Origin of the sequence: Acidovorax sp. Root275 (assembly GCF_001428965.1) — a bacterium.
Lineage (GTDB): Bacteria > Pseudomonadota > Gammaproteobacteria > Burkholderiales > Burkholderiaceae_C > Acidovorax > Acidovorax radicis.
The window spans coordinates 508189-521819 of sequence record NZ_LMJH01000008.1 but is presented as its reverse complement, the minus strand read 5'-3'; the positions used below and the strand labels follow the sequence as shown (position 1 = coordinate 521819).

The 13631-nt window shown below is 64.1% G+C and carries 12 protein-coding genes and 2 pseudogenes; all 14 read right to left on the bottom strand.

Annotated elements, in window-relative coordinates:
- Positions 1-6: 6 nt before the first annotated feature.
- The 14 genes and pseudogenes from ASE52_RS12490 to ASE52_RS12435 all read right to left on the bottom strand — a co-directional run bounded on the left by ASE52_RS12490 (position 7) and on the right by ASE52_RS12435 (position 13594).
- The gene (locus tag ASE52_RS12490) at positions 7-1644 is read right to left on the bottom strand and encodes a C13 family peptidase (RefSeq protein WP_057226494.1); all 1638 of its coding nucleotides are present in this window, start codon (positions 1642-1644) and stop codon (positions 7-9) included.
- A gap of 164 nt (positions 1645-1808) precedes the next feature.
- Positions 1809-2297, bottom strand: a complete 489-nt coding sequence (locus tag ASE52_RS25675; protein ID WP_140426225.1) for a hypothetical protein — start codon at positions 2295-2297, stop codon at positions 1809-1811.
- A 232-nt stretch (positions 2298-2529) separates the two neighbouring features.
- Positions 2530-3513, bottom strand: coding sequence for a formate dehydrogenase accessory sulfurtransferase FdhD (locus ASE52_RS12480; protein ID WP_057226491.1), 984 nt, complete (start codon positions 3511-3513; stop codon positions 2530-2532).
- Between the two features lie 229 nt (positions 3514-3742).
- Positions 3743-4129, bottom strand: coding sequence for a hypothetical protein (locus ASE52_RS12475; RefSeq protein ID WP_057226489.1), 387 nt, complete (start codon positions 4127-4129; stop codon positions 3743-3745).
- 11 nt (positions 4130-4140) lie between these two features.
- Positions 4141-5364, bottom strand: a complete 1224-nt coding sequence (locus ASE52_RS12470) for a formate dehydrogenase subunit gamma (RefSeq protein ID WP_057226487.1) — start codon at positions 5362-5364, stop codon at positions 4141-4143.
- Between the two features lie 8 nt (positions 5365-5372).
- Positions 5373-5615, bottom strand: coding sequence for a hypothetical protein (locus ASE52_RS12465; protein ID WP_010463289.1), 243 nt, complete (start codon positions 5613-5615; stop codon positions 5373-5375).
- Positions 5612-6229: a formate dehydrogenase FDH3 subunit beta gene (gene fdh3B / locus ASE52_RS12460; protein WP_010463288.1), complete on the bottom strand. Its 618-nt coding sequence runs from the start codon at positions 6227-6229 to the stop codon at positions 5612-5614. The genes ASE52_RS12465 and fdh3B overlap by 4 nt, the downstream gene beginning before the upstream one ends.
- A gap of 25 nt (positions 6230-6254) precedes the next feature.
- Positions 6255-9224 (bottom strand): formate dehydrogenase subunit alpha, encoded by a 2970-nt coding sequence (locus ASE52_RS12455; protein ID WP_057226485.1) that lies wholly within the window; start codon positions 9222-9224, stop codon positions 6255-6257.
- Positions 9225-9238: 14 nt separating this feature from the next.
- On the bottom strand, positions 9239-9448 hold the full coding sequence (locus tag ASE52_RS25105; protein WP_082606854.1) for a formate dehydrogenase: 210 nt from the start codon (positions 9446-9448) through the stop codon (positions 9239-9241).
- A 147-nt stretch (positions 9449-9595) separates the two neighbouring features.
- Positions 9596-10009: pseudogene (locus ASE52_RS12450) on the bottom strand (molecular chaperone TorD family protein); the annotation flags it as partial.
- Between the two features lies 1 nt (position 10010).
- A pseudogene (locus ASE52_RS26300) lies at positions 10011-10176 on the bottom strand (molecular chaperone); the annotation flags it as partial.
- A 44-nt stretch (positions 10177-10220) separates the two neighbouring features.
- Complete coding sequence (locus ASE52_RS12445; RefSeq protein ID WP_057226483.1) at positions 10221-12290, bottom strand: 4Fe-4S binding protein; 2070 nt, start codon at positions 12288-12290, stop codon at positions 10221-10223.
- Positions 12250-13023, bottom strand: a complete 774-nt coding sequence (locus tag ASE52_RS12440; RefSeq protein ID WP_057226481.1) for a DUF3306 domain-containing protein — start codon at positions 13021-13023, stop codon at positions 12250-12252. The genes ASE52_RS12445 and ASE52_RS12440 overlap by 41 nt, the downstream gene beginning before the upstream one ends.
- Entirely contained in the window at positions 13016-13594 is a 579-nt protein-coding gene (locus ASE52_RS12435; RefSeq protein WP_057226479.1) for a DUF3305 domain-containing protein, read from the bottom strand. The genes ASE52_RS12440 and ASE52_RS12435 overlap by 8 nt, the downstream gene beginning before the upstream one ends.
- Between the last annotated feature and the right edge of the window lie 37 nt (positions 13595-13631).

Sequence of the window (13631 nt, the reverse complement as noted above, 5' to 3'; positions counted from 1 at the left end):
TTTGGCTCAGGGTTGCTTGGCACCCCGCGCGCCCGAAGCTTCCCCGTCCACCGTGGTGGCTGCCAGCCGCAGCTCCAGCGCCCGCAGCACCGGCACAATCTGCGCACCCACGTGGATCTGCGGGTTGGAGAAGCCGTCCTCCTTGCCTGCCTCTACCTCGCGCTGCGCAATCACGGGAACGGCCTTGGCGAAGGCATCGGTGAACGAATGCGTCTGGCGCAACTGCTCGTGGAACACTGCCCGGCCAAAAAAGGTGAGTTCGGAGCGCGTGCCGCAACCGTACGAGGTGTGCGTGGCATCGGCGGCGGTCATGATGAGGCTGCTGTCGGTAGCCAGGGGCTCGATCCAGCCACCCGAAAAACAGGCCGACACGGCAATCACACGGTGGCGGATGCCCGCCTCGTCCAGCATGGTGCGCAGCATTTCGGGCGTGACCGGAGGCACTTCCAACGGCCAGTGCGAGGCCGCCAGCTCATGGTTGCGCGCGCCGTGGGAGGTCATGTAGACCACCAGCACATCGCTATCGCGGTCCATGCGCTGGGCCAGCGCGGTGATGGCGCGCTGCAGGTTCTGCGGCGTGGCCCAGGCGTGGGTGTCTGCGGTTTCGGCATGATTGAGCAGGTGGATCACGCGGCCCTGGGCGTCAAAACGCTCTTGCAGCAGCGTACTGACCATGGTGCTTTCGCGTCGAAACACGTTTTCGCTGGCGTAAGGCGCGAACACGAGCCCATAGACATCCACCACGCCATCGCGGCCGGCGGGCAGGGCCTTCACCTGGCGCTCCCACAGCGCCTGCTGGTTTTCAAAGACCGCCTGGGACAGCACAAGGTGTGCGGGCTCCTGTGGTGCCTGCGCCCCTTCGCCCGCCTGGGCGGACGCACCGGCCAGGGCCTGGGCATCGAGCTCCCAGGGCTGGTCCTGGAACTGCCACATGCCGACCCCGATCACTGCCGCCATCGCCACCGAAAAGATGGCCGTGCGCAACCCCGAGCGAATGAAGCGTGCACTCACCACCACCAGCACAGCCAGCACCCACAGCGTGAGCAAGCCATAGGCCACCCAGAAAATATTGCCAGCTACCGCCCCATCCCACAGGGCAGGCTTGTGCGCCACGGCCCCCATCAAGGCATACAACAGCAACAGGGGCGCCAGCGGCGCCCACGCCGACAGCACATACCAAGCCGCCAGCCCGCCCGAAGGCCCCGGGGTACTTGCCGAAGGCGCCTCTGTTGCCGCAGTTGCGCGCTGTGCCGGGGCCATGGCCCACCAGGCCAGCCACATCAGCACCAGGCTGCTCCACATCGGTGCCAGCCAGCCCCGCAGATTGAACTGCGCAGGCCCCGCCACCTGAAACCGCGCAGCCCCCACCAGCAATGCGCCACCCAGCAGCGACAGCACCAGCACCTGCCAAGGCGAAGGCGTGGCAGCGCCCGTGCGCAGCGGCAGAAACAATCCAGCCCGCACGCCCTCTTGCATCCAGCCCCACAGGGATAGCCGGGTAGGAGCCGGGGCCATGGGGGAAGCCGTGTCCGACGAAGGCGCTGGTGGCTGTTCGCCCAGCGGGATTTCAATCTTGGCGGGCTCGGTCCCCCACTGGCTTGGCAGGGTGTCGGCCCAGGCGCTCTTGGCGTTCAGGTCTTTCATGGGGGGATCATGCCACTGCGGGGGAGGTTTCTTCCGGGCAGGAACTGCAGGTGGTTTCAGGACAAAGCAGCAACTCAATGTTGGAGTTGACCGGCGGACTCTTGGCGCGTGAGTCCGCCGATAGGCTATCCGTGCCGATCGACCCGTTAGATATCAAGCCCCGGCTACAGCCAATCGATCACTTTCAGCCGAAACTCCTCGAGTCGTGCTGCGGCCCGAGCCAGACGGTCCAGGTCCGCATCGAATGCGTCAGGCTGAAGTTCTTCTTCCAGTTCCTCCCGTTGGCCAGTTTTGCCCCGAAGCTTAGAGTTCATTCGAAGAAGGCCTGCGTTGCCATGGACATCGATCCAAGGCTGGTATCGCGAATGCACCATGTCATTTCGCCGCTCTCCAAGTTCGCGAAGTTCCACCATAAGCTTGTGAAACCCGATCTTGGACGCAGCGTCCGTGTTAACTCGAATGTCCACGAATCGTGCGAACAGAACGTCGGCCGTGTTGAGACGTTTGCCGTACTCGAGATCGTTTGCAAGTATCCGGGTTGCCTCACAGTCGCCGCCGGAGAGCAGCTCAAGTAGATCGTTTACCGCAGCCTCAAGATGCTGGAATGCGACGATGAATCGCCCTAACTGGTGGTACGCGGTCGTGTGGGGCATATAGAGGTCTAGCGTTGGAAAAACAGGCATCGCGAGGAAACTATAGCTCCGAGCCGGTGGAATCTGTGCGCTTGGCGGGTAACTTCCGGGATCGCTAATAGTTCGAGTAGCGGGTACCAACGACCGATTGGGGCGTGACTCCCACCGTCTACTTCTGGTTGAAGCAGTGGCTTGGAAAGCCTCTATTTGCCCAAGTCCGCACCGGGCACCCAGCCACCCACTCCTTCCCGCCTCAAGAGGCAGCAGCCCCCTTAGCCACAGGCACCACCGGCGGCTGCGCCAATTCCGGCTGCAGCACCAACCGGTCCGTACCGCTGTAGCAGACAAACCGCCGATTGGTGGCGCGCCCGATAGCGCACAGGCCCAGTTGCTGCGCCACGGCGTGCCCCATCTGGGTCATGCCACTGCGGGACACCACGATGGGGACACCCATCTGTGCGGACTTGATGACCATTTCGCTGGTGAGCCGGCCCGTGGTGTAGAACACCTTGTCTGCACCGGACATCGGCGCGTGCAGGTTCTCCACGGCAGCATTTTCTGCAGGCACACCATCCGGCAGCACCGAGGAAACATCTTCAGCCACGTGGAGGCCATCTGTATTCATCCACATCCACCCGGCAATGGTGTCGATGGCGTTGTGGCGCCCCACGTCTTCCACAAAGGTCAGCAGCACCTCGCCCCGGAACAAGGCGCAACCGTGCACGGAGCCTGCGGATTTGTAGGTGGTTTCCTTGAGGCGGATGGCGTTCACGATGCCGTAAAGCTCGCCCTGTGTCAGGCGTGCCTCGGGCAGGGTAATGCGATCCACCTCGTCCATGAGCCCGCCAAACACACTGCCTTGGCCGCAGCCGGTGGTCACCACCTTGCTCGCAGTGCGCTCTTCAATGCGGGCGATGCCGTGGCGCGTGCGCACGGCAGCGGCGTGCACCTCCCAATCGACGGTGATGGATTCGATGTCGAATACAGACTCGACCAGCCGCTGGTTGCGCAGGTAGCCCAGCACCAGCAGTTCGGGTTGAGCACCCAGGGTCATGAGCGTGACGAGCTCACGCTTGTCGACATAGATGGTCAGGGGCCGCTCGGCGGGGATCTGCACCTGCTCCCGCTCGCCCAACTCGTTGACGACCTCCACACTGTGGGTAAGGGACGCATGCGCCTGCGTCAGGCGTGGCAGCACAGGTGCAACGGGGAAGACAGAAGGTGAAGGGGGGAGCATGGAGCGAATATACGCAGTACAGGCCGCCAGGGACGAGCATGGGGGATCTGAATGGATTGCGGCACGGGTGCCACAACCCACCAGCACTGACGCAAATGAGGTTGCAACAGCCACCTCGCCTTGGGGCAAGCTGTTTGCCTGAGCCCTGTCTGGCGCAAGTCACGCCCACAAAGAAAAGCCGCGCTCCACTCGGTGGGCGCGGCGTTCAGCAGCCAGGCAACGGTGGCCCTCAGGACTTGGGCGCTGACGCGGCTGCGGCAGGCGTCAGCGTGCTGGGCGGGCTGCTGGCCGTGCCCGGTGGCGAATGGGCGCCCGCCGCTTCAATGGGCTTGGCCGCGGGCGGCGTGTAGGCGAAGGGGCCGGGGTCGGTGCAGGCAGCACCTGCCGCCGCTGCGGGCTTGGCCGCTGGCGTGGTTTTGCGGTAGTGGGCCGCCACGCGGTCTTGCGACAGGCACAGCTTGTAGTTGTCGACCTTGCCAGCCCAGGCGGCTTTGGCGGCGGTCTCTGCGGCCTTCGCTGCCGCTTCTGGTGACGGTGCGGGCAACTTGGCCGAGGCCAGGGTACAGACGCTGGTCGCGCACAGCGCCAGCAAGGAAGAGCGAGAAAATTGGGTCATGGTGCGAAACCTCATACCTGCGCGGGCTGGCCCGCAGATGGTGTTGCTGCAGCATCGGCTGCCGGTGGGTTGGCGCTGCGCTGGCGAGGAATCTTGCCCGCCTGGACATCGTCGTACCAAAGCTCGTGGTGCTCCTTGGCCCACCCTTCACTCACATAACCCGTCCTCATGGCCTTGTAGGCACCGCGCATGCCCACCGTGCCCATGTAGATGTGGCCACAGATCAGCGCCATCATCCAGATCGCCAGGGTGGCATGGATCATGTGGGCGATCTGCATGTCGCCGCGCACGTCACCAAAGCCAGGGATGAGCTTGTCGAGCACGAGGCCCGTGGCCACCACAAAGATGCCCGGGATGGTGATGCCCCACCAGAACAGGCCCTTCTCGCCCGCATTGAAGCGGTGGGAGGGAACCTGGTGGTCACCACCCAGCATGCCGCCACCCTTAGACAGCCACACAAAGTCCGCGCGGTTGGCGATGTTGTCCTTGACGAAGGTGAGGATGATCACCAGCAGGGACACGGCAAACAGCGGACCCATGAAGTTGTGCACGTTCTTGAGCGCATAGGTAAGCCAGCCAAAGAGCGTGGCCCCCATGATGGGCAGCAGGAAGAACTTGCCAAATGCCATGACGATGCCAGAGAGGGCCAGCGCAATGAACGCAAAGGCATTGGACCAATGCGCCGCACGCTCGAACGGCGTGAAACGTTCGATGCGACGGGTGCCTGCGCCATCGGGATGTTCGTGCCCCATCGGGCCTTTGACGAAGTAGAAGATGCCCAGCGCCAGCAAGACGATGGCAAACAAGGCCGCACCATATGGAATGATCCAGTGGTTGCGCACCTGGCGCCATGCCTCGCCTGCGTTGGTGAAGCGTGAGCCGGGGTATTGCACGAAAGGCTGGATCAGGTTGCCGGCCTCGGGGGCCTGGCTCTTGGGCAGGCTGCTGTAGCCCGTGACGCCCTGCCCCACCTGGCGCCACATGGGCGCGTTGTTGCCCGGCTGCACCTTGGCGCGCTCGCCATTGGTCTGCTCGGCGTATTTGGGGTCCGCGCTGGCGTCCGGCTTGACCTCAAAGATGTTCTGGCTCTGGATGCCACCGCCACCGGCTGCCGCTGGGGCGACTGGTGCAGCAACTGCAGGCGAGGCGGCATCCGGCGCTGCCGGAGCCTGGGCACCCGCAGGCCCCCAGGCACACCCCGCAGCCAAAGCCAGGGACCACATGATGTGTTTCATGGCGGGCCTCACTTGGACTGGGTGCGGGTGTATTCGTTCTGGCCGTACTGCTGACGCGCCTTGAGCTGCGCTTCCCAACCGGCTTTGTCCCCGGCCTTCCAGCCGGGTTGCATGAAATTGCTGCCCGTGCCCGCATAGGGAGCAGCGTCACCGCGGATGCCCGCACCGGTCTGCGGCTTTTCGCCACAGGCGGTCAGCGCCACCAGAGCCACAGCGGCGGCCAGGGCCGAATGAACAAGACGCTTTGTCATGACTTGCCTCCTGCAGGCTGGCCTGCCTGCTGCGAACCATAGGCCGTCCCCCAGCCCCACACCTCGGCGCCCTTGCCACGCTGCACCACACGGTTGCGGAAGATATCTGCCACCACATCGCCATCACCGGCCAGCAGCGCCTTGGTGGAGCACATCTCTGCGCAGGCGGGCAGCTTGCCCTCGGCCAAACGGTTGCGGCCGTATTTGTCAAACTCAGCCTGGCTGCCATGGGCTTCAGGGCCACCCGCGCAGAAGGTGCATTTGTCCATCTTTCCGCGCACACCAAACGTGCCCTGAGATGGGAACTGTGGCGCACCAAACGGGCAGGCGTAGCTGCAGTAGCCGCAGCCGATGCACACGTCCTTGTCATGCAGCACCACGCCCTCTTCGGTGCGGTAGAAGCAGTTGACGGGGCACACGGCCATGCAGGGCGCATCGCTGCAGTGCATGCAGGCCACCGAGATGGACTTTTCGCCGGGCACACCGTCGTTGAGCGTGACCACGCGGCGGCGGTTTACGCCCCACGGCACCTCGTGCTCGTTCTTGCAGGCGGTCACGCAGCCGTTGCATTCGATGCAGCGCTCTGCGTCGCAGATGAATTTCATTCGTGCCATGGGGATGTCTCCTTGCGCCGCGCGATCAAGCACGTTCCACGTTGCAGATCGTGGTCTTGGTTTCTTGCATCATGGTCACGCTGTCGTAGCCATACGTCGTTGCGGTGTTCACCGCCTCGCCACGCACCACAGGCGCTGCGCCCTTGGGGTAGTAAGCCAGCATGTCCGCGCCCTGCCAACGGCCCGAGAAGTGGAACGGCATCCACACCGTATCGGGTGCCACGCGCTCGGTCACCAGCGCCTGCACATTGATGCGGGCCCCGGTGGGCGAACTCAGCCACACACGTTCGCCGTTACGGATGCCCCGATCGGCAGCCGTCTTGGGGTTGATCTCGACAAACGATTCCTGCTGCAGTTCGGCCAGCCAGGGGTTGGAGCGGGTTTCCTCGCCACCGCCTTCGTACTCGACCAGACGGCCCGAGCTGAGGATCAGCGGGAATTTTTCGTACGCCTTGTCGGCCACGTTCTTGTCCTGCACGCTCTTGTAGAGCGTGGGCAGGCGCCAGAAGGCCTTCTTGTCGTCGTGTGTGGGGTACTTGGCGACCAGGTCGGGCCGGGTGCCATACAGCGGCTCGCGATGCTGGGGAATGGCATCGGGGAAGTTCCACACCACGGCCCGCGCCTTGGCATTGCCAAAGGGGTGACAGCCATGCTTCATGGCCACGCGGATGATCGCGCCCGTGGGATCGGTTTTCCAGTTCTTGCCTTCGGCCTTGGCCTTCTCCGCATCGCTGAGGTCATCCCACCAGCCGAGCTTCTTGAGCAACACATGGTCGAACTCGGGGTAACCGGTGGTGATTTCAGCGCCGAGCGAGTGCGATCCGTCTTCTGCCAGCAGATTCTGGCCATCCTTCTCCACGCCGAAGTTGGCGCGGAAGTTGCCACCGCCGTCCATCACGTGCTTGGAGGTGTCATACAGGTTGGCCGAGCCGGGGTGCTTGAGCTCAGGCGTGCCGTAGCAGGGCCAGGGCAGGCCGAAATAGTCGCCGGTGAAGTCGTAGCCCGTGTCCTTGTCCTTGCCGCCCTTGGCCTTCAAGGTCTTCACGTCGAACAGGTGCATGTTCTTCATGTGGGCCTTCAGGCGCTCAGGGCTCTGGCCGGTGTAGCCGATGGTCCACACGCTCTTGTTGATCTCGCGCAGGATGTCCTCGGGCACGGGCTCGTCCATGCCCTTGACCTTCTGCATCTTGTAGTTCTTGGAGAGCTCGGCGGCAAAGCCCAGCTTTTCGGCGAACTGGTGCATGATCATGTGATCGGAGCGGCTCTCCCACAGCGGCTCGATCACCTTCTCGCGCCACTGCAGCGACCGGTTGGATGCCGTGCACGAACCACTGGTTTCAAACTGCGTGGCGGCTGGCAGCAGGTACACCGCACGGTTGGGATTCAGGTCTTCGGCCTTGCCGGGCATGGCCGCCATGGCGGCGGTGGCCGAAGGATATGGGTCCACCACCACCAGCAGATCAAGCTTGTCCATGGCCCGTTTCATCTCCAGGCCGCGCGTCTGCGAATTGGGCGCGTGCCCCCAGAAGAACACGCCACGCAGGTTGGAATCCTGGTCGATGAGTTCGTTGTTCTCCATCACGCCGTCGATCCAGCGCGACACGGTGATGCCGCTCTTGGTCATCATCGCGGGCGATGCGTATTGTTTTTTGATCCACTCGAAGTCCACACCCCACACCGCCGCGAAGTGCTTCCACGAGCCCTCGGCCAGGCCGTAGTAGCCGGGCAGCGAGTCTGGATTGGGGCCCACGTCGGTGGCGCCCTGCACGTTGTCGTGCCCACGGAAGATGTTGGTGCCGCCCCCCGTCTTGCCCACGTTGCCCAGGGCCAGCTGCAAGATGCACGAGGCACGCACCATGGCATTGCCAATGGTGTGCTGCGTCTGGCCCATGCACCACACGATGGTGCCGGGGTTGTTGTCGTGCAGCATCTTGGCGACCTTGAACATCTGGTCTTCCTTGACGCCACAGGCTTCTTCCACCTTGTCGGGCGACCACTTGGCCAGCACATCCTCGCGCACCTTGTCCATGCCATAGACACGGTCGTTGATGTACTTCTTGTCTTCCCAGCCGTTCTTGAAGATGTGATACAGCAGGCCGAACAGGAAAGGAATGTCGGTGCCCGAACGAATGCGCACATACTCGTCGGCCTTGGCGGCCGTACGGGTGAAGCGCGGGTCCACCACGATCATCTTGCAGCCGGTTTCCTTGGCATGCAGCATGTGCAACATGCTCACGGGGTGGGCCTCGGCCGCGTTGGAGCCAATGTACAAAGCGACCTTGCTGTTCTGCATGTCGTTGTACGAATTGGTCATGGCGCCGTAGCCCCAGGTGTTGGCCACGCCGGCCACCGTGGTCGAGTGGCAGATGCGCGCCTGGTGGTCGCAGTTGTTGGTGCCCCAGAAGCTCACAAACTTGCGCAGCAGATAAGCCTGCTCGTTGTTGTGCTTGGACGAGCCCACAAAGTACACGCTGTCCGGACCACTGGCCTTGCGCAGCTCCTGCATCTTGGCGGTGATCTCGTTCAGCGCCGTGTCCCAGCTGATGCGCTCGTACTTTCCGTTGACGAGCTTCATGGGATAGCGTAGGCGGTACTCGCCGTGGCCGTGTTCACGCAGCGCCGCCCCCTTGGCGCAGTGGGCACCCAGGTTGATGGGCGAATCGAACACAGGCTCTTGCCGCACCCACACGCCGTTCTCGACCACTGCGTCCACCGCGCAGCCCACCGAGCAGTGGGTGCAGATGGTGCGGCGCACTTCGATCTTGCTGTCGCCGATGCCAACCTTGGCGCCTTCGGCAGCATTGGATTTCTTGACCAGTGTCAGCTGCGATGCGGCAATACCCACGCCCACACCCAGACCGGAACGGCGCAGGAACGAGCGCCGGTCCATGGTGGGCAAGGCCTGCGAAAGGCCACGGCGCAGGCCATGAACAAAGGGAGAGGCAGACGACGATGCGACCTGCGCAGCGTGTGAGGACTTCTTGGTGAGCAACATGGAGCGCCCCGCTGTCAGAGTTGGGTGGTTTTGTAGTACTGCTTCACGTGGGCAGTCAGGTGATAACCACCGCCCTTTTCAGGTGCCACACGAGCAGGCTCTGACACCGTGGCATCGGAGGGAATCACCTGGGGGAGAGCCACAACAGCTGCTGCTGCAGCCCCTACAGTGGCGGCGCCGGAAAAGAAACTCCGGCGTGAGGAATTGGGCTGGCGGTTCTGCATGCTTGTCTCCAGAATGGCTGGCAGCTATGAAACGGAATTCATACAGTCTATGTCAGTGTGTAAAACCCTGCAATCGAGCTTTACACCTCCCACTAACGCACTCATCTTTTATAGCAACGCAGGCAGGTTTTTCCGGCCTCCCGGAGGCTAGTCGAGCATGTCAAAGCCCTGGGTTTCTACCGATACAAAGGCCCGCGTGAACTGGGCCAGCGCGGCATAAAACTGCGCCTGCGGATGGGCCGCGAGGGCATCACACAGCAGCAGCACCCAGGGCTGCAGATGCGTTGCAAAAAAGTCGCGCTGCGCCGTCAGGTTGCTGACAGCGACGTCATCCCCGGCGATCAGGTAACGCATCACTTCGCACAAGTAGGCGATGTGGTCCTCGGTTTCGGACATCGACTCGTCGCGTGCCAATTCCAGCCGATCCAGGTCGGTGCGAAGACGGGCCAATGGCTTCTCATTGAGGAAGCCGCTCAGGTAATGCGAGCCGTACAAAAACACCTCGGGCTTGCCCACCCCGCCAAAGAGGCGGTCGAACTCTTGTGCCATCGCGCTGTCGCTNGGGCCGCACCCACCAGCACTTGCCAGGGCTCCTGCAAAAAGGCGCCATCGGCGGGCGCCTCGGTCACGGCCACACGCAGGGCCGACAACAGCTCGGTGCTGGGCGCGGCGTAATACAGCTGCGACAGCAGGCCATACAGTTCGGCCCGAGCGGTTTCCTCGTCCAGCGCAGAGCTGCCGCCAGGGGATGTCAAAGAAGCAGGTTGGGCGCTCACAGGTCCGTCACTTTCGTTTCGCTTTGGGAGGAATACAGGTCGATCACGCGGCAGTCGCTGCACATCTTGAGCCGTTCCAGCGCCTCGCCCTGGAACATGGCATGGCCCGACAACTTGCCCAGCATGGCCTCGATGGCTTTGACGGTGCCAAAGGGCTTGCTGCAGCGCACGCAGGCCCAGGGCTTGGCCTCGTTGAGCGCGCGCAATTGAGCGCGCTCCGGCGCCAACAGCAAACGGGGTTGCAGGGTGATCGCGTCTTCCGGACAGGTGACGGCACACAGGCCACACTGCACGCAATTCTTCTCGATGAAGCGCAGCTGCGGCAGTTGCGGGTTGTCCTGCAGCGCGCTGGCGGGGCAAGCACTCACGCAGCTCAGGCACAGGGTGCAGCGGTCCTTGTTGACCTCAATGGTGCCCAGTGGCGATCCCACGGCTGGCAAGGCAATGGCCTCGGGCCGCTCGGCCACGGGCATCGGGGCCTGTTCGATCAGGTGGTCGAGCGCCATCTCCAGCGTGCTGCGCTTTTCTTGCGCCACCGCAAAACGTGCGGCCACGGCGGGAGTCTTCTGGCGCGTCTGACCCAGGGCCTGCAATGCGGCATCCAGCTCGGTGGGGTGGGTAGCGCGCAGCAGTTGTACATGCGTGCCCGTGTAGCCCAGGCCGCGCAAGAGGCTCTGGGCCACATCCATCTGCGCCTGCAGGCCATCGAGGTACTGCGGTGCTTCTTCCTGTGTCGTCAGCACCACCACCTGCGAGGCGCCGTAAGCGATGGCGCTGAGCCACAGGTCCACCCCGGTGCTGGCCGTGTGCCACAGCGCCACCGGGATCACGTGGGCTGGCACGCCGTGCGCCAGCTTCAGCTGCGCAGCCCGGCCCAGTTCTTCCACCAGTGCCTGGCCGCGCTCCTGGCTGTGCAACAGCAGCACGGCGTCCTTGCCGCCTGCGGCCGCGTAAGTGGACAACAAGGTCTTGAGCTTGGTGCCCTGCTCTGTCGCACTGGGGTAGGCATAGGTCAGCGCGCCCGTGGGGCACACGGTGGTACAGGCGCCGCAGCCCACACACAGGTTGGGGTTCACCTTGATTTGCTGGCGGCTCTTGTCGCTGGCAATGGCCTCGGCCGAACAGATGTCCACGCAGGCGTTGCAGCCCACGGTTTCGTTGCGGCTGTGGGCGCAGAGTTTTTGTTTGTAGACAAAAAACTTGGGTTTCTCGAACTCGCCCACCAGCTCGCGCAACTTGAGCAGCGTGCCCAGGTCCCGCCCGTCCCAGCGCAGGTAGCCCTGCGGCAGCGCGTGCTGCAAGAAAGTAGGCGTAGCAGTCGGGGAGCGCAGGTCCAGCACCAGATCGAAGCGCTCGGTCTGTGCGATGGCGTCGCGGGTGAAGTCGATGGCACCGGCCACCTGGCAGACCTTCACGCAGGCGCGGTGCGACTGACAGGCAGCCATGTCGATCTGGTAATCAAGGCCAATGGCGTTCTCAGGACAGACGGCCACGCAGGCGTTGCAGCGCGTGCACAGGTCCAGATCAATCGGGTTGTCGGCCTTCCACTGCAGCTCGAACGCGCCCAGCCAGCCCGTGAGGCCCGTGATGCGCCCGCCCAGCACCGGGAACCGCCGCGCCTGCGCGCCACCGGCATTGCCAGGGCCTTGGGTGAACAGGGTCACATCCAGCACGTCCGACACCAGGGCGGCCGCCTGCTCGGCCTGGTCGAGCGGTCCGATGATGAGCAAGCGGCCCGTGCTCTTGTAGGTGACCGTGGGTACGGGCGGAGGGTCGGGAAGCCGGGCGGCCGCCAGCAGCGCGGCGATCTTGGGGCTGGCCTGGGCGGCATCGCGGCTCCAGCCGCCGGTTTCGCGGATGTTCACAAACCGGATGGGGGATACCGCGCCTTCGGTCTGCTGGCCCAGGTCGCCAAACAGGCGTTGCTCTTGTGTGCAGGCCACCACCACATCGTCACCGGACTGGATGGCCTTCTGGAAGGCGCCCGCCTCGCGCCGACACAGGGTGGAGTGGAGGGTCAGGTCTTCATGCAGCGCCGCGCCCAACGCCTTGGCGTTGAGGGGCATCGTCTGGTTGCAGTCGCAGATGAGCGTCGTGGTCATGTTCAGAGTGGCTGGCTGGGATGGCCACCGCGACCTCACCGGGCGGGATGGCCACCTCACGCTCGCGGGAGGGGTCGCTAGGAATAGCGTTGCATACCCCGGACTGTGCCACGTCTGCTGGGGCTTGCCCCTCCGCATCATCCCGAGGCTGAGCACGGGCAGGGGCTATTGCGTCGGACCCCACGTCGGCACCTGTTTCCACAGCAGTGCCATCGACCGGCACATCGGGCAATGCTTCGGCCTCGGCCTTCCTTTCATGGTCAAAAAAGCCCATTGCGTGGGCGCTGGCCATCTTGCGCAGCATGCCCTCGGGCAGCGGGTCAGGCTGGGTGTAGTCGCCGATGTAGATATCCAGCCCATCCATCACATTGAAGTGTGGGTCGGCAAACAGCTTTTTCATGGCCAGGTTGCGCACCTCGGGCGACACATCGCGGGCCACAAAGGCCTTGAAATCGGACGCGGGCGTGAGCGCCTGGGCATCGGCCAGCGTGGGGGATGGCGGGGCCTCGGCGACGGGCGCGGCGCCTTCTGCCGCCGTGTCGGAAGCACCTGACACCACGGCGGACGTAGGGGCCAGTGACGACGAAGCAACAGGTGGGGGCAACGGCGGCGCCGGTGGTGGCGGCTCTTCCACCGGCTTCCCTTCGCGCACCTCTTGCTTGCGGCGCGACCAGCGGCCCAGGAACCCGTCAGCCATGGCTCCCTCCTCCGGCATTGCCGCCGCCGCTCCCTCCACCACCACGCTGCTTTTCGGTGGAGACGGATGCGGGGTTGCCAAACCGGTCCTGCAGCGTGCGGAAACTGTCAGGGCGCTTGCGGCGCTTGGGCTCGGGCTGGTAGTGCTCGGCCACAAAGGCACGCAGGGTCTCCACCACCTCAGGCGCCGCAGGCACCTGTTCCACGGTTTCCTGCGCGTCCAGCCAGCGGCCAGCGTCGTGGTAGCTCAGGCTCACGGCCACAGGGCGTGCCAGCGGGATCTCGCCCATGCCGGGGTCTTCGTCGGGGCGCCACAGCACAAACCAGCAGGGCGCGGGCGAGGTGAGATTGAGGTGGTAGCCCTCGGCGTCATCACGGTACAGCTCTGCCCGGAACCCCGGGAACAGCCAGCGCTGCTCGCGCTCGTCCTGGATGATCTGGCGCGGCTCGGTGCCAAAGGCGGGCTCGTTGATCACCACCTCGGCCAGCGACCACCGCCAGGGCTGCCAGCGGTTGTCGATGTGCTCGCAGCGCATGATCACGGCAACGTCGGTGTAGGGGCGCTCAGTCATGGGCGCAGACTGTACCCCTGTGCAGCACCCGCAGACA